Here is a 15,631-nt window from a genome sequence, read left to right as displayed (position 1 = left end):
AATCTGCGAGCGAATCAGACGCGCCTTCACTTTGAGCTTGCAGCTTGCAGCTTGCCGCTAAGATGTAACCCATAACCACTAAAAAATATGCGGGCGTGCCCATGATTACCCTGAAACTCAACGGTCAAGACCACTCCCTCGATGTCACCGAAGACATGCCGCTGTTGTGGGCGATTCGTGACGTCGCCGGTTACAACGGCACCAAATTCGGTTGCGGCATGGGCCTGTGCGGCGCCTGCACCATCCATATCGACGGCTTGCCGGCACGCAGTTGCATCACGCCGATCGGCTCGGTGATCGGCCAGAACGTCACCACCATCGACAATCTCCACGCCGACCCGGTAGGCAAGGTCGTGCAGCAAGCCTGGCTCGACAGCGCCGTGGCTCAATGCGGTTATTGCCAGGGCGGGCAGATCATGTCGGCCACCGCTCTGCTGAAAACCAACCCGAACCCGAGCGACGAGCAGATCGAAGAAGCCATGGTCGGCAACATCTGCCGCTGCGGCACCTACAACCGGATCAAAACCGCGATCCGCCAGGCCTCCACCCACCTGAAGGAGGTGAAGGCATGAGCCGTGTCCCGAATGATTTCGCCCTGAGCAACCTCAGCCGCCGTGGTTTTCTCAAAGGCGTCGGTGCCACCAGTGCGCTGGTCCTCGCCGCGAGCTGGGGCTGGCAGGATGCGCTGGCCGATGACGCTGCGAAGAAATTTGGCGCCGACGGCATGCCCAATGGCTGGATCGACGATCCCAAGGTCTACGTGAGCATTGCTGCCGATGGCAGCGTCACCGTGGTGTGCAACCGTTCGGAAATGGGCCAGGGCGTGCGCACCAGCCTGAGCATGGTAGTGGCCGATGAACTCGAGGCCGATTGGGCTCAGGTCAAAGTGCAGCAGGCGCCGGGTGACGAAGTGCGCTTCGGCAACCAGGACACCGATGGTTCGCGCAGCATGCGTCACTGGTACGAGCCGATGCGTCGTTGCGGCGCCGCCGCGCGGACCATGCTCGAACAGGCCGCCGCTGCGCAGTGGAAAGTGCCGGTTGGCGAATGCCATGCGCAGCTGCACAAAGTCATTCACAAACCGTCCGGCCGCGAACTGGGCTACGGCGAACTCGCCGCTGCCGCCAGTGCGCTGGCAGTACCGGCGCGTGACAGCCTGCGACTCAAGCAGCCGTCGGAATTTCGCTACATCGGTAAGGAAGGCACCAAGGCCATCGACGGTGCCGATATCGTCAATGGCCGCGCAGTGTACGGCGCCGACGTGCATTTTGACGGCATGCTCTACGCCACCATCGCTCGTCCGGCAGTGTATGGCGGCAAGGTCAAAAGCCTCGATGACAGCGCCGCGCTGAAAGTCCCCGGCGTGCTAAAAGTCATGCAGATCGAAGGCCGGCCGTTGCCGTCAGAGTTCCAGCCACTGGGCGGCGTCGCGGTTGTGGCCAGCAATACCTGGGCAGCGATCAAGGGCCGCGAGGCGCTGAAGATCGAATGGGACGACGGCCCGAATGCCAGTTATGACTCGATTGCCTATCGCAAGGAGCTTGAAGCCGCGTCGCTGAAGGCCGGCAAAGTGGTGCGCAACACCGGTGACATCGACAAGGCCTTGAGCGGTGCCTCCAGCACCCTCGAAGCCTCGTACTACCTGCCGCATCTGGCGCAGGCGCCGATGGAACCGATGGTTGCTATCGCCCGTTACAAGGACGGCGTCTGCGAGGCCTGGGCGCCGAGTCAGGCACCGCAGGTCACCCGTGAGCGCATCGCCGAGCGTCTGGGCGTGCCGTTCGAAAAGGTCACCGTCAACGTGACATTGCTGGGCGGTGGTTTCGGGCGCAAGTCGAAACCGGACTTCGTCGTTGAAGCGGCGATTCTCGCCAAGGAGTTTCCGGGCAAGGCTGTACGGGTGCAGTGGACGCGCGAAGACGACATCCACAATTCGTATTTCCACACCGTGTCGGCGGAATATCTCAAGGCGGGTATCGACAAGAACGGCATGCCGTCAGGCTGGCTGCATCGCACCGTGGCGCCAAGCATCACCGCGCTGTTTGCGCCGGACATGAACCACGAAGCGGCGTTCGAGCTGGGCATGGGCTTTACCAACATGGCCTATGCGATTCCCAACGTGCGCCTGGAAAACCCCGAAGCCAAGGTACACACGCGGGTCGGCTGGTATCGCTCGGTGTCGAACATTCCCCACGGCTTTGCGATTCAGAGCTTCGTCGACGAACTGGCGCACAAGGCCGGTGAAGATCCGCTCAAGTACCAGATCAAATTGCTCGGCCCGGACCGGCAGATCGATCCACGCACCTTGAGCGAAGAGTGGAACTACGGCGAATCGCCCGAGCGTTATCCGATCGACACCGGGCGCATGCGCACCGTGCTGGAAACCGCCGCCAAGGCAGCCGGATGGGGACGCAAACTGCCCAAGGGTCGTGGCCTCGGTCTGGCAGTGCATTACAGCTTCGTCACCTATGTGGCGGCAGTGATCGAAGTCGAGGTCAAGGACGACGGTTCGCTGATCGTGCACAAGGCCGACATCGCCGTGGACTGCGGGCCGCAGATCAACCCTGAGCGCATCCGTTCGCAGTTCGAAGGTGCGTGCGTCATGGGCCTGGGCAACGCCGTGCTCGGCGAGATCAGCTTCAAGGACGGCAAAGTCCAGCAGGACAACTTCCATATGTACGAGGTCGCGCGCATGTCGCTGGCGCCCAAGGAAGTCGCCGTGCATCTGGTCACGCCGCCGGGTGACGTGCCGTTGGGTGGTGTTGGTGAGCCGGGTGTGCCGCCGATTGCCCCGGCGCTGTGCAATGCGATCTTCGCCGCCACCGGCAAGCGCATCCGCAATCTGCCGGTGCGGTATCAGTTGCAGGGCTGGCAGAAGGCGCAAGCGTAATGGACAGCGTCGATCTCAACGTCCTGCGCAGCGTCCTCGAGTGGCGCCGCGCCGGACAGCGGGTGGTGCTGTTCAGCGTGGTGCAGACCTGGGGCACTGCGCCGCGCTCGCCCGGTGCCATGCTCGCCTTGCGCGAGGACGGCGTGGTGATCGGCTCGGTGTCGGGCGGCTGTGTCGAGGATGACTTGATCGCGCGGCTGCACGACGGCCGCATCGCCACCGACGGCCCGCCGGTGCAGATGATCACTTATGGCGTGACCCGCGAGGAGGCCGCGCGTTTCGGTCTGCCTTGCGGTGGCACCCTGCGCCTGACCGAAGAGCGCGTCGGTGACCCGGCGTGGGTCGCCGAGTTGCTGCAGCGTTGCGAAAACCATGAAATCGTTGCCCGAGAACTGAACATCGAAACCGGCGAGGTGCGGCTGGCTCCGGCGAGCAAGTCCGATTCGCTGGTGTTCGACGGCAAGACTCTGCGAGCGATTTATGGTCCGCGCTGGCGCTTGTTGCTGATCGGTGCCGGGCAGTTGTCGCGCTACGTCGCCGACATGGCGCGGCTGCTGGATTTCGAAGTGCTGATCTGCGATCCGCGAACCGAGTTCGTCTACGGCTGGGAAGAGCAGCATGGCCGTTTCGTCCCCGGCATGCCGGATGAGGCTGTGCTGAACATCCAGACCGACGAGCGCACAGCGATTGTCGCCTTGACTCACGATCCACGTCTGGATGACATGGCCTTGCTCACTGCGCTCGACTCGCCGGCGTTCTATGTCGGCGCGCTCGGCTCGCGGGTCAACAGCCAGAAGCGCCGGGAAAATCTGGCTCAGCTAGGCTTGTCGCAAGCATCGATTGATCGCTTGCACGGGCCGATCGGCCTGCACATCGGCAGTCATTCGCCGGCAGAGATCGCCTTGTCGTTGCTGGCGGAAATTGTTGCGATCAAGAACGGTGTGGAGCTGAAACAGAAAAAACCGCTGGAGGGTGCATGAGCCAATCCATCGCAGTGATTGTGCTGGCGGCGGGCGAGGGCAAACGCTTTCGCCAGATCGCCGGCCCCGACAAAGACAAATTGCTCGCTGATTGCACCGGGCGTGACGGCGCCGTGCGCTCGGTCATCGAACAGGTGCTGGTGAACCTGCCGGCCAGTCTCGCCAAGCGCGTTCTGGTCACCACTGAAGCGCGACCGCAGGCGATGCGCATGGCTCAGGCTTACGGCTGCGACGTGGTGTCGATCGAATCGACCGGCATGGGCGACAGCATTGCCGCAGGTGTTGCCGCTTGCCCGGGCGCTGATGGCTGGTTGATTGTGCTCGGCGATATGCCGTTTATCTTGCCTTCGAGTATCGAGCGAGTAGTTGCGGCGATGGCTGATGACGCGGTGAGTGTGCCGGTGCTGGGTTGCGAATTTGGCCATCCCGTGGGGTTTGGTCGTTCGTTTGGCGCGCAATTGCAGGCGCTGACCGGTGACCGTGGTGCACGGCCGTTGTTTGCGCAGGGACGGGTGGTGGAAGTGGCGGTGGATGATCCGGGGGTGTTGTGGGATATCGATGTGCCTGAATCTTTGGTATTTCCTCAGCCCTGAGCCGTGTTGAAATTCCTTGTGGGAGCGAGCCTGCTCGCGAATGCGCTGGTTCAGCTACATGAATATTGTCTGACCCAGCGCTTTCGCGAGCAGGCTCGCTCCCACAAAGGTTGTGGATGATGCTGGTATTTCAGGCAATAAAAAGCCCCGCCAGGCTTTCACCGGGCGGGGCTTTTTATTGGCTTCAGGAATTACACGAGTGGTTTAGGCTCGTGCTCTTTTTCCTGGGCTTCTTCGCGCTGTTCAACTGCATCCTGAACGGAGCGTGGTGCTTCAGCGATGACCGCTTCAACCGATGCTTCTTCCGCGACCGGGGCAGGGGCTGCCTCGATCACTTCAGCCGCAGCGGCTGGTTCGGCAGCAACCGGAGCCGCAGCGGCAGCCAGTTCGGCTTCCTTCTGCAGACGCTCGGCTTCACGCTTGCGACGACGCACTTCACGCGGGTCGTTTGGCGCGCGGCCGTTCGGCGTCAGGGCGCTGACCGGAGCCGGCGCTTCAACCACTGGCGATGGCGCTTCGACTGCGGCTGGTGCTTCTTCAACCTGAGCTTCGGCAACCGGAGTTTCAACCACTGGTGTCGGCGCCGGCTCGGCCGCTGCAACTACTGGCTCGGAAACCATGGCTTGCGGCACTTCGGCTTCAGCGACCGGCGCTGGAGCTTCGGTCACAGCTGGCTCGGCAACCCAGTTGAACGCAGTCTGCTCTTCGCGAACTTCACGCACGGTTTTGGTCACGTTTTCGCTGACGGTTTCTACCGCTGGCTCAGTGACGGCCGCTGGTGCTTCGACGACAGCTTCCGGTTCGGCAGTTGCTTCAGCCTGAGGTTGAGCTTCGCGGACCGGAGCGACTTCGATTTCCGGTGCAGCAGTCACTTCCACTGGTGTGGTGGCTTCGACAGCCGGCGCTTCGACTGGAGCAGTTTCCAGTGTGGCGGCGGTGGCGCGTTCAGCCTGCTCGTGGGCTTGGGCTTCTGCCGGAGCGCTGATGGTGCTGCTGGCAACAGCGGCGGTGACGGCCAGGCCAGCGGCCAGATCGGCAGTGCTTGGCTCGCCAGCGTTTTCAGCGGACTCGGATTCTTCCGAACCTTCGATCACGTTGCCGTTGGCATCACGTTGCCGCTCGCGACGGTTGCTGCGACGACGCTGGCCACGGGAGCGACGACGTGGACGATCGCCTTCGGCGTTGTCCTGACCGTCTTCCGGCAGTTGCTCTTCGTTGTTGCTGTTCACTTCTTCTTCAGCGACGGCAGCAGCGGCCTGCTCGGCACGCGGTTGACGCTCTTCACGCGGTGGACGCGGAGCGCGTTCTTCGCGTGGCTGACGGGCCGGACGCTCTTCAGCGGTCACGGCAGCAACAGCTGCGGCTGCGGCTGGCGCGGCGTCCAGCGGCTCGCGCAGTTCACGCACGCGTTCTTCACGCTCGCCACGCGGCTTGCGATCTTCACGTGGGGCACGCGGTGCACGTTCTTCACGCGGGGCACGTGGTGCGCGCTCTTCGCGGGCTACCGGCGCTTCGCTGCGGGTTTCACGCGGCTCGCGGGCTTCACGTAGCTGGCGCTCTTCGCGCGGCTCGCGTGGTGCGCGCTCTTCACGTGGAGCACGTTCTTCGCGCGGCTTGCGTTCTTCATCGCGGCGACCGTTACGGTTGCGGCTCTGCTGGCGACCGTTGCGACGCTCTTCGTTGCGGGCAGGACGCTCGGTGGCAGCCGGTTTCGCAACCGCGACCGGTGCGGCTGGCTCTTCCTTGGTGGCGAACAGGCTGACCAGCGACTTCACCAGACCCTTGAACAGGCTTGGCTCAGGCGCGGCAACCGGTGCAGGAGCAGGTGCGGCAGGGGCAACTTCAGTCGGCACCGGTGCGTTGGCACGGGCCGGCGCAGTCTTCACTGCAGCTTCCTGGCGAACCAGAGTACGGGTCGCAGCGGCTGGCTGGACTTCTTCGACTTCGGCAGCGGCGGCAGCGATTTCGTAGCTGGACTGGTTGGTCGCGGCTTCCGGGCTGTCGTCACGCAGACGCTGAACTTCAAAGTGCGGCGTCTCGAGGTGATCGTTCGGCAGAATGACGATACGGGCACGGGTGCGCAGTTCGATCTTGGTGATCGAGTTGCGTTTTTCGTTGAGCAGGAACGCAGCGACCGGGATCGGCACTTGCGCGCGAACTTCGGCGGTGCGGTCTTTCAGGGCTTCTTCTTCGATCAGGCGCAGAATGGCCAGCGACAGCGATTCAACGTCACGGATGATGCCGGTGCCGTTGCAACGCGGGCAGACGATGCCGCTGCTTTCGCCCAGCGATGGACGCAGGCGCTGACGGGACATTTCCAGCAGGCCGAAACGCGAGATGCGACCGATCTGCACACGGGCGCGGTCAGCTTCCAGGCATTCGCGGACTTTCTCTTCCACGGCGCGCTGGTTCTTGGCCGGGGTCATGTCGATGAAGTCGATGACGATCAGGCCGCCGATGTCGCGCAGGCGCAACTGACGGGCGATTTCTTCGGCGGCTTCAAGGTTGGTCTGCAGGGCGGTTTCTTCGATGTCGCTGCCCTTGGTGGCGCGCGCCGAGTTGATGTCGATGGACACCAGGGCTTCGGTCGGATCGATGACGATGGAGCCGCCGGAAGGCAGTTCGACGACGCGCTGGAACGCGGTCTCGATCTGGCTTTCGATCTGGAAACGGTTGAACAGCGGCACGCTGTCTTCGTACAGCTTGATCTTGCTGGCGTACTGCGGCATCACCTGGCGGATGAAGGTCAGGGCTTCGTCCTGGGCTTCAACGCTGTCGATCAGCACTTCGCCGATGTCCTGGCGCAGGTAATCGCGGATGGCGCGGATGATCACGTTGCTTTCCTGGTAGATCAGGAAAGGCGCGGAGCGATCCAGCGAGGCTTCTTTGATGGCGGTCCACAGTTGCAGCAGGTAATCGAGGTCCCACTGCATTTCTTCGCTGCTGCGGCCCAGGCCGGCAGTGCGCACGATCAGCCCCATGTCGGCCGGAGCGACCAGACCGTTCAGCGCTTCACGCAGTTCGTTGCGCTCTTCACCTTCGATGCGACGGGAGATGCCGCCGGCACGCGGGTTGTTCGGCATCAGTACGAGGTAACGACCGGCCAGGCTGATGAAGGTGGTCAGGGCGGCGCCCTTGTTGCCACGTTCTTCTTTCTCGACCTGCACGATGACTTCCTGGCCTTCGCTCAGGACGTCCTTGATGTTGACGCGGCCTTCGGGGGCTTTCTTGAAGTATTCGCGGGAGATTTCTTTGAGGGGCAGGAAGCCGTGGCGCTCGGAGCCGAAATCGACAAAGGCAGCCTCAAGGCTTGGTTCGATGCGAGTGATACGGCCTTTATAGATGTTGGCCTTCTTCTGCTCGCGTGCACCGGATTCGATGTCCAGGTCGTAGAGGCGCTGGCCATCTACCAGTGCAACACGCAACTCTTCGGGTTGAGTTGCGTTAATCAGCATTCTTTTCATGTAGTACCGTCGGTTTCCGGGCTGCCGGAAACGGCGTTCGGCACACACGACTTCTCACGGTCGGTGTCAGGTGCGTCGGGAGTGGTTGGCCATTCCCGTGTCCAGCGATGTGCGGCCAATTGGGCCGATACCGCGACGTACGCGTCCTGCTTGCTGTGGCTACTTAAGCACTCAGTCAGGAGGAGGAATCAACCAGCGGCTGTGGACGAGATGAAGCGTCTTGATCAAAGCTTGTTGCTACACAGTCCGGCGGTTGTGCATCTCCACCCTACACGTATCCCTGATAATTCGGGTGCTGCCGCGCGCAGAATCCGCAGCGGGTTGGCATTTACCGTGAGCTCCGAAAGGGGAGGTCACGCATCATGGCTAATTCAGGCGATGTTTCCGAAGCAATCGCTCGGGGTCATTCGCAGTCGACTGCACTTTGTGAACTGGCCTTGAATGTTGCCTGCCGGGCGAGTGAGAACTCTGCTCGGCGGTGTAATTCAGGCCTCATGTCACCTGCGCTCGTTACAACCGCAAACTCCACCGTTACGTAGCGAAAGCCCCGTAGGACGGCCTCGCGCCCTGGTGAATTGCGTTGGTCAGGGCCGGTCTTTGACCGTGGTTCCGCTGTCCAGGCCGCTTTTGGCGGCGTTCGCGACTATAGCAGCAATGATTAAGTGCTTCAATTCCATAAAAATTGTTATCATCCGCGGCATGACAACTACTGCCCCTTCGACTCCAGGCGTTCAACTGCTTGAAGTCTCGCCGGAGTATGCCGGCCAACGAATCGACAACTTTCTTCTCGCCCGGCTCAAAGGCGTGCCCAAGACCTTGATTTACCGCATTTTGCGCAAAGGCGAAGTGCGCGTGAACAAAGGTCGGATCAAGCCCGAATACAAGCTGCAGGCCGGCGATATCGTGCGCGTGCCGCCGGTTCGCGTGCCTGAGCGCGACGAACCGGTGCCGCTGGCCCAGGGGCTGTTGCAGCGCCTGGAAGCCTCGATCGTCTTCGAAGACAAAGCCCTGATCGTGATCAATAAGCCCGCCGGCATTGCGGTTCATGGCGGCAGCGGGCTGAATTTCGGCGTGATCGAAGCCTTTCGTCAGCTGCGTCCCGACGCCAAGGAGCTGGAGCTGGTTCACCGTCTCGACCGTGACACCTCCGGCCTGCTGATGATCGCCAAAAAACGCAGCATGTTGCGCCACCTGCACGAGCAGTTGCGCGGCGACGGCGTCGACAAGCGCTACATGGCGCTGGTCCGTGGCAACTGGGCAACCTCGATCAAGCAGGTTCGCGCGCCGTTGCTCAAGAGCAATCTGCGCTCCGGCGAGCGCATGGTCGAAGTTAACGATGAAGGCAAAGAAGCCCTGACGCTGTTCAAGGTGCTGCGCCGCTTCGGCGATTTTGCCACCATGGTCGAGGCGAAACCGGTCACCGGTCGTACCCACCAGATTCGCGTGCACACCTTGCATGCTGGCCATTGCATTGCCGGTGACAGTAAGTATGGCGACGAGGATTTCACCAAGGAAATCCGCGATCTGGGCGGTAAGCGTCTGTTCCTGCACGCTTACATGCTGACGGTGCCGCTGCCCGACGGCGGCAAGCTGAATCTGCAAGCGCCCGTCGATGAAATGTGGGCCAAAACCGTGGAGCGATTGAGTGCGCCCATCTGATTACAAGCTGTTGATTTTCGACTGGGACGGCACCCTCGCCGATTCCATTCATCGGATCGTCGAGGCGATGCACTCGGCGTCCGGGCGTTCCGGTTTCGAGCTGCGCGATGACTTCGCCGTCAAAGGCATCATCGGTCTTGGCTTGCCGGAAGCGATTCGCACCCTGTACCCGGAAATCAGCGACGCAGAAATGCTCGCGTTTCGCGAGTACTACGCCGATCACTACATCGCTGCCGAAGCCGTGCCTTCGCCGCTGTTCGAGGGCGTGGTCGAGTCGATGGCATCGTTTCGCGAGCAGGGTTATCACCTGGCGGTAGCGACGGGCAAGAATCGTCGCGGACTGGATCGGGTGCTCAAGGCCAATGGCTGGGAAGATTATTTCGATATCACCCGCGCTGCCGATGAAACTGCCAGCAAGCCACACCCTCTGATGCTTGAGCAGATCGTCAGTCACTGCGGCGTGCGCCCGGAACAGGCGTTGATGGTCGGTGATTCGTCGTTCGATCTGCTGATGGCGCGCAACGCGGGAATGGATTCGGTGGCGGTCAGTTATGGCGCGCAATCGATCGAGTCCCTGCAACAGTTCGAGCCGCGCCTGTCGATCGACCGTTTTTCTGAATTGCACGCCTGGCTGGGTCAGCGGGCTTAATACGTTTTTGCTGGGGTAGATGGCATGACCGACGAATGGAAAGCACCGGCCAAGGCAAGTGCCGACGACGGTGACGCGAAAAGCTGGAAGCTGTTGGAAAAGACTTTGCTGGCCGGCGTGCAGGAACAACGCCGTTCGCGGCGCTGGGGGATTTTCTTCAAGCTGCTGACGTTTGTTTATCTGTTTGTTGCGCTGCTGCTGTTCACGCCGCTGATGGACATGGAAAAAAGCGCCACCCGCGGCCCGAACTACACGGCGTTGATCGAGATCGATGGTGTAATCGCCGACAAAGAGCCGGCCAGCGCTGACAATATCGTTGGCAGTCTGCGCGCGGCGTTCGAAGACAAGAAGGTCAAGGGCGTGGTCCTGCGCATCAACAGTCCGGGCGGCAGTCCGGTGCAGTCCGGTTATGTCTATGACGAGATCAAGCGTCTGCGTGGCCTGCATCCAGAGATCAAGCTCTACGCAGTGATTTCCGATCTTGGTGCTTCGGGCGCCTATTACATCGCCAGCGCGGCGGATCAGATCTACGCCGACAAGGCGAGTCTGGTCGGCTCGATCGGCGTGACAGCAGCGGGTTACGGTTTTGTCGGCACCATGGAAAAACTCGGGGTTGAGCGCCGCACCTATACCTCGGGCGAGCACAAGGCATTCCTTGATCCGTTCCAGCCGCAAAAGCCTGAAGAAACCGCCTTCTGGCAAAGCGTGCTCGACACCACGCACAAGCAGTTCATCAACAGCGTCAAGCAGGGTCGTGGTGATCGCCTGAAGGACAAAGAGCATCCGGAGCTGTTTTCCGGGCTGGTCTGGTCGGGTGAGCAGGCGCTGCCGCTGGGTCTGATCGATGGCTTGGGCAGTGCCAGTTCGGTGGCGCGTGATGTGATTGGCGAGAAGGAGCTGGTGGACTTCACCGTGCAGGAATCGCCGTTCGATCGCTTCTCGAAAAAGCTCGGCGCCAGCGTGGCAGAGCAGTTGGCGATGTGGATGGGTTTTCACGGGCCGTCGTTGCGGTAAGACGGTTCAAGATCGAAAGATCGCAGTCGGCGGCAACTCTTGCACGGATCGGTGTAGGAGCTGCCGAAGGCTGCGATCTTTTGCTTTCAAGGAATTTGCACGCCTTCGACCAACAACATGTCGATCAGGCGAATCAGCGGCAGGCCGATCAGGCTGGTGGCATCCGGGCCTTCGGTCGATTGAAACAGGCTCACGCCCAGTCCTTCGGCCTTGAAGCTGCCGGCGCAGTCGTACGGTTGCTCGATGCGCAGGTAGCGTTCGATGCGCGCCTGATCCAGCTGACGCATGTGCACGGTAAACGGCACGCAGTCGACCTGGCATTGCCCGGTGTGGCTGTTGAGCAGTGCCAGGCCGGTCAGGAAGGTCACGCTCGCGCCGCTGGCCGCCATCAATTGCTCGCGAGCCTTCTCGAAGGTGTGCGGCTTGCCGATGATCTGTTCGCCGAGGACGGCGACCTGATCCGAGCCAATGATCAGATGAGCAGGGTGGCTGTCCGTCAGGGCGCGGGCTTTTTCCTCGGCGAGGCGTTTGACCAGATCGATCGCGGACTCGCCCGGGCGGTGGCTTTCATCGATGTCCGGCGAGCTGCAGACGAACGGCAGGTGCAGGCGGGCGAGCAATTCGCGGCGATAAGTCGAGCTTGAAGCGAGTAATAAAGGCAGCATGGACGTCTCCTGAGGCAGGTGCGGATTCTAGCGGAGGCGCGCAAGTGACGGACAGGGCACAATTTCCTTTGACATGGGTGGGTGCATCCCTATAATGCTGCGCCTATGTTGAATGACCCGATTCCACCTCACGTTGACCCGCGCAAATTGGCTGACCGTGGCACCACCCTTCAAGGTGAACTGCTGCTGGCCGATTTGAAGAGACTCTGCGACCCGCTTTCCGACGATGTCGGTACGGTGCAGGCAAAATTCGTTTTTGAACGAGATGAACGTAAGTCTGTGGTCATCCACAGCTTTATCGACACCGAAGTCAAAATGGTTTGCCAGCGTTGTCTTGAGCTGGTCACCCTGCCGATCCACAGCGAATGCAGTTACGCGGTGGTGAAGGAGGGTGCGAATACCCAGTCGTTGCCGAAAGGTTATGACGTGCTGGAACTGGGCGAAGATCCATTGGATCTGCAGTCACTGATCGAGGAGGAGCTTTTGCTCGCCTTGCCCATTGTGCCTGCTCATCATCCGGAAGAATGCCAGCAGCCGGCGGGAGCAGATGAGCCCGAACCGAGCGAGGACGAGGTAACGCGGTCCAACCCGTTCAGTGTATTGGCGCAGTTAAAGCGTGACCCAAACGTTTAGGAGTTAATCAATTATGGCTGTTCAGCAGAACAAAAAATCCCGCTCTGCCCGTGACATGCGCCGTTCGCACGACGCTCTCGAGGCTAGCACCCTGTCTGTAGAAAAAACCACTGGTGAAGTTCACCTGCGTCACCACGTATCGCCAGAAGGCGTATACCGTGGCCGTAAAGTGATCGACAAGGGCGCTGACGAGTAATCACTTGTCTGCTCAAGTCATCGCGATTGACGCAATGGGCGGGGACTTCGGTCCCCGCAGCATTGTTCAGGCCAGTCTCGCTTGCCTGTCTGCTACACCCTCGCTGCACCTGACCCTCGTCGGTCAACCCTCCCTTCTTGAAGAACTGATCCACGGCCAGTCGGCTGCCGATCGCGCGCGCCTGACGATTGTTGCGGCCAGCGAAGTCATCACCATGGACGAAAAACCCGCTCAGGCCCTGCGTGGCAAGCCGGATTCGTCGATGCGTGTAGCCCTTGAACTGCTGCGCGATGGCAAGGTGCAGGCCTGTGTCAGTGCCGGCAATACGGGTGCGTTGATGGCCTTGTCGCGATTCGTGCTGAAGACATTGCCGGGCATTGATCGTCCGGCCATGGTTGCGGCGATTCCGACGCAGACCGGTTATTGCCAGTTGCTCGATCTGGGCGCCAACGTCGATTGCAGTGCCGAGCACCTGTTGCAGTTCGCGGTGATGGGTTCGGTGGCTGCGCAGACTTTGGGCATTGCCCGTCCACGTGTTGCGTTGCTGAACATCGGCACCGAAGACATCAAGGGCAATCAGCAGGTCAAACTGGCCGCAACGCTGTTGCAGGCTGCGCGCGGGATCAACTACATCGGCTTTATCGAAGGCGACGGCTTGTATCGCGGTGAGGCCGACGTGGTGGTGTGTGACGGCTTCGTCGGCAATATCCTGCTCAAGTCCAGCGAAGGTCTGGCGACGATGATTGCCGCGCGCATCGAGGCGTTGTTCAAGAAAAACTTGGCCTCGCGCGCTGTCGGCGCTCTCGCGCTCCCGTTGATGAAGCGTCTGCAAGCTGATCTGGCCCCGGCGCGACATAATGGCGCAAGCTTTCTCGGCTTGCAGGGCATCGTTGTGAAAAGTCATGGATCGGCAGGGGTGCAGGGCTTTCAGAGTGCCATTCAACGGGCGCTGATCGAGATTCAGGAGAACCTGCCCGAGCGTCTCCACGGTCGTCTGGAGGAACTGTTGTCTTAGGCGTTTTCGTCGGACAATGCTTAAATGTGACCGCCCGGTTCAAAGGGCCATCCAAACTGTCAGTTTCTGGCGTCCCCAACAGGGCGTTATTTTCCGACGACAAGATCATTAGGGGCTTGTTACATGTCTGCTTCCCTCGCATTCGTCTTTCCAGGACAGGGTTCGCAGTCCCTCGGCATGCTGGCCGAGCTGGGCGCGCAACATCCGCTGATCCTCGAAACCTTTCAAGAAGCCTCTGCTGCGCTGGGCTACGACCTGTGGGCACTGAGCCAACAGGGCCCGGAAGAGCTGCTCAATCAAACCGACAAGACCCAACCGGCCATTCTGACCGCTTCGATCGCCCTGTGGCGTCTGTGGCTGGCCGAAGGCGGCGCGCGTCCGGCATTCGTCGCCGGTCATAGTCTGGGTGAATACAGCGCGCTGGTCGCTGCCGGCAGCCTGAGCCTGGCTGACGCGGTCAAGCTCGTCGAGCGCCGTGGCCAGTTGATGCAGGAAGCGATGCCGGCCGGGCAGGGCGGCATGGCCGCGATCCTCGGCCTGGAAGATGCCGACGTGCTGGCTGCCTGCGCCGAAGCGGCGCAAGGCGAAGTCGTCAGCGCGGTGAACTTCAACTCGCCGGGCCAAGTGGTGATCGCCGGTGCCAAGGCGGCCGTCGAGCGCGCCATCGAGGGTTGCAAGGCCCGTGGTGCCAAGCGCGCCATGCCGTTGCCAGTGAGCGTGCCGTCGCACTGCGAGCTGATGCGTCCGGCTGCCGAGCGCTTCGCCGAATCCATCGCCGCCATCGACTGGCAGGCGCCGCAGATCCCCGTGGTGCAGAACGTCAGCGCACAAGTGCCGGCCGATCTGGAAACCCTCAAGCGCGACCTGCTCGAACAGCTCTACAAGCCAGTGCGCTGGGTTGAATCGGTACAGACTTTGGCCGCCAATGGCGCGACCAATCTGGTCGAGTGCGGCCCGGGCAAAGTCCTCGCTGGCCTGAACAAACGTTGCGCCGAAGGCGTTTCGACTTCCAATCTCAATACCCCAGACGCCTTCGCTGCCGCTCGCGCAGCGCAGGCCTGAATCAGGAGAAACTTGCATGAGTCTGCAAGGTAAAGTTGCACTGGTTACCGGTGCAAGCCGCGGTATCGGCCAGGCCATCGCGCTGGAACTGGGTCGTCAGGGCGCCATCGTTGTCGGCACCGCGACCTCCGCGTCGGGCGCCGAGCGCATTGCCGCGACCCTGAAGGAAAACGGTATCCAGGGTGCCGGTTTCGAACTCAATGTCACCAGCGACGAATCGGTCAGCGCCGTGCTGGCAGGCATTCAGGAGCAGTTCGGTGCGCCGGTGGCGATTCTGGTCAATAATGCCGGTATCACCCGCGATAACCTGATGATGCGCATGAAAGACGACGAGTGGTACGACGTGATCGATACCAACCTGAACAGTCTGTATCGCCTGTCCAAGGGCGTTTTGCGTGGCATGACCAAGGCGCGCTGGGGTCGAATTATCAGTATTGGCTCGGTGGTGGGTGCCATGGGCAACGCCGGCCAAGTAAACTATGCAGCCGCCAAGGCCGGTCTGGAAGGTTTCAGCCGGGCGATGGCGCGTGAAGTCGGTTCGCGTTCGATTACGGTCAACTCGGTAACCCCAGGGTTCATCGACACCGATATGACCCGCGAGCTGCCTGAAGCACAGCGTGAAGCCTTGCAGACGCAGATTCCGCTGGGTCGTCTGGGGCAAGCTCAAGAGATCGCGTCCGTGGTCGCTTTTCTTGCATCCGACGGTGCGGCATACGTTACCGGGGCTACAATCCCGGTGAACGGTGGGATGTACATGTAAGTAAAATGTGACGGATTGCTTCAAAAAAATGTCATACGAGCTGTCTAAAAT

The 15,631-nt window shown here is 61.2% G+C and carries 14 protein-coding genes; 12 read left to right on the top strand and 2 right to left on the bottom strand.

Features of this window, described 5'->3' with window-relative positions; translation table 11 throughout:
* Positions 1-101: 101 nt before the first annotated feature.
* From J5M66_RS20820 to J5M66_RS20805, 4 genes are read left to right on the top strand one after another with little or no spacing between them, the layout of a single operon-like run.
* Complete coding sequence (locus J5M66_RS20820) at positions 102-572, top strand: (2Fe-2S)-binding protein (RefSeq protein ID WP_016771000.1); 471 nt, start codon at positions 102-104, stop codon at positions 570-572.
* The gene (locus tag J5M66_RS20815; protein WP_207807802.1) at positions 569-2,890 is read left to right on the top strand and encodes a xanthine dehydrogenase family protein molybdopterin-binding subunit; all 2,322 of its coding nucleotides are present in this window, start codon (positions 569-571) and stop codon (positions 2,888-2,890) included. Before J5M66_RS20820 ends, J5M66_RS20815 begins: the two co-directional genes overlap by 4 nt.
* Positions 2,890-3,870, top strand: a complete 981-nt coding sequence (locus J5M66_RS20810) for an XdhC family protein (protein ID WP_016770998.1) — start codon at positions 2,890-2,892, stop codon at positions 3,868-3,870. The genes J5M66_RS20815 and J5M66_RS20810 overlap by 1 nt, the downstream gene beginning before the upstream one ends.
* Positions 3,867-4,463 (top strand): nucleotidyltransferase family protein, encoded by a 597-nt coding sequence (locus J5M66_RS20805; RefSeq protein ID WP_024013927.1) that lies wholly within the window; start codon positions 3,867-3,869, stop codon positions 4,461-4,463. Before J5M66_RS20810 ends, J5M66_RS20805 begins: the two co-directional genes overlap by 4 nt.
* 191 nt (positions 4,464-4,654) lie before the next feature.
* On the opposite strand, the gene rne is transcribed toward J5M66_RS20805, so the two are convergent.
* Positions 4,655-7,927 (bottom strand): ribonuclease E, encoded by a 3,273-nt coding sequence (gene rne / locus J5M66_RS20800; RefSeq protein ID WP_207807801.1) that lies wholly within the window; start codon positions 7,925-7,927, stop codon positions 4,655-4,657.
* Positions 7,928-8,626: 699 nt separating this feature from the next.
* Here rne and rluC point away from each other — a divergent pair.
* Genes rluC through sppA form a run of 3 tightly spaced genes read left to right on the top strand, consistent with a single transcriptional unit; the run spans position 8,627 to position 11,249 of the window.
* Positions 8,627-9,586, top strand: a complete 960-nt coding sequence (gene rluC, locus J5M66_RS20795; RefSeq protein ID WP_016770994.1) for a 23S rRNA pseudouridine(955/2504/2580) synthase RluC — start codon at positions 8,627-8,629, stop codon at positions 9,584-9,586.
* Entirely contained in the window at positions 9,573-10,235 is a 663-nt protein-coding gene (locus tag J5M66_RS20790; RefSeq protein ID WP_016770993.1) for an HAD-IA family hydrolase, read from the top strand. Before rluC ends, J5M66_RS20790 begins: the two co-directional genes overlap by 14 nt.
* Positions 10,236-10,259: 24 nt before the next feature.
* Positions 10,260-11,249, top strand: a complete 990-nt coding sequence (gene sppA / locus J5M66_RS20785; protein WP_071173216.1) for a signal peptide peptidase SppA — start codon at positions 10,260-10,262, stop codon at positions 11,247-11,249.
* 86 nt (positions 11,250-11,335) lie between these two features.
* On the opposite strand, the gene J5M66_RS20780 is transcribed toward sppA, so the two are convergent.
* Complete coding sequence (locus J5M66_RS20780; RefSeq protein WP_123443601.1) at positions 11,336-11,914, bottom strand: nucleoside triphosphate pyrophosphatase; 579 nt, start codon at positions 11,912-11,914, stop codon at positions 11,336-11,338.
* 105 nt (positions 11,915-12,019) lie between these two features.
* On the opposite strand from J5M66_RS20780, the gene J5M66_RS20775 reads away from it, so the two are divergent.
* The 5 genes from J5M66_RS20775 (at position 12,020) to fabG (ending at position 15,580) form a co-directional block, all read left to right on the top strand.
* Entirely contained in the window at positions 12,020-12,547 is a 528-nt protein-coding gene (locus J5M66_RS20775; RefSeq protein WP_003204262.1) for a YceD family protein, read from the top strand.
* Positions 12,548-12,560: 13 nt separating this feature from the next.
* Complete coding sequence (rpmF, locus tag J5M66_RS20770) at positions 12,561-12,743, top strand: 50S ribosomal protein L32 (protein ID WP_003179396.1); 183 nt, start codon at positions 12,561-12,563, stop codon at positions 12,741-12,743.
* 4 nt (positions 12,744-12,747) lie between these two features.
* Complete coding sequence (gene plsX, locus J5M66_RS20765) at positions 12,748-13,758, top strand: phosphate acyltransferase PlsX (protein ID WP_083387041.1); 1,011 nt, start codon at positions 12,748-12,750, stop codon at positions 13,756-13,758.
* 123 nt (positions 13,759-13,881) lie between these two features.
* Positions 13,882-14,820, top strand: coding sequence for an ACP S-malonyltransferase (gene fabD / locus J5M66_RS20760; protein WP_207807800.1), 939 nt, complete (start codon positions 13,882-13,884; stop codon positions 14,818-14,820).
* Between the two features lie 16 nt (positions 14,821-14,836).
* On the top strand, positions 14,837-15,580 hold the full coding sequence (gene fabG / locus J5M66_RS20755) for a 3-oxoacyl-ACP reductase FabG (protein WP_016770989.1): 744 nt from the start codon (positions 14,837-14,839) through the stop codon (positions 15,578-15,580).
* Positions 15,581-15,631 lie beyond the last annotated feature (51 nt).

This window comes from Pseudomonas sp. 67(2021), from assembly GCF_017491835.1.
Lineage (GTDB): Bacteria > Pseudomonadota > Gammaproteobacteria > Pseudomonadales > Pseudomonadaceae > Aquipseudomonas > Aquipseudomonas atacamensis.
The sequence above is the reverse complement of the archived record's forward strand: the minus strand, read 5'-3'. Positions and strand labels throughout refer to the sequence as shown.

What these genes read in the sequence shown, in the direction of transcription:
- sppA (WP_071173216.1), top strand. Translation starts at nt 10,260, where the DNA reads ATGACCGACGAATGGAAAGCACCGGCCAAGGCAAGTGCCGACGACGGT.
- J5M66_RS20780 (WP_123443601.1), bottom strand. Translation starts at nt 11,914, where the DNA reads ATGCTGCCTTTATTACTCGCTTCAAGCTCGACTTATCGCCGCGAATTG.
- J5M66_RS20820 (WP_016771000.1), top strand. Translation starts at nt 102, where the DNA reads ATGATTACCCTGAAACTCAACGGTCAAGACCACTCCCTCGATGTCACC.
- rne (WP_207807801.1), bottom strand. Translation starts at nt 7,927, where the DNA reads ATGAAAAGAATGCTGATTAACGCAACTCAACCCGAAGAGTTGCGTGTT.
- rpmF (WP_003179396.1), top strand. Translation starts at nt 12,561, where the DNA reads ATGGCTGTTCAGCAGAACAAAAAATCCCGCTCTGCCCGTGACATGCGC.
- J5M66_RS20775 (WP_003204262.1), top strand. Translation starts at nt 12,020, where the DNA reads ATGTTGAATGACCCGATTCCACCTCACGTTGACCCGCGCAAATTGGCT.
- fabG (WP_016770989.1), top strand. Translation starts at nt 14,837, where the DNA reads ATGAGTCTGCAAGGTAAAGTTGCACTGGTTACCGGTGCAAGCCGCGGT.
- fabD (WP_207807800.1), top strand. Translation starts at nt 13,882, where the DNA reads ATGTCTGCTTCCCTCGCATTCGTCTTTCCAGGACAGGGTTCGCAGTCC.
- J5M66_RS20815 (WP_207807802.1), top strand. Translation starts at nt 569, where the DNA reads ATGAGCCGTGTCCCGAATGATTTCGCCCTGAGCAACCTCAGCCGCCGT.
- J5M66_RS20810 (WP_016770998.1), top strand. Translation starts at nt 2,890, where the DNA reads ATGGACAGCGTCGATCTCAACGTCCTGCGCAGCGTCCTCGAGTGGCGC.
- J5M66_RS20805 (WP_024013927.1), top strand. Translation starts at nt 3,867, where the DNA reads ATGAGCCAATCCATCGCAGTGATTGTGCTGGCGGCGGGCGAGGGCAAA.
- rluC (WP_016770994.1), top strand. Translation starts at nt 8,627, where the DNA reads ATGACAACTACTGCCCCTTCGACTCCAGGCGTTCAACTGCTTGAAGTC.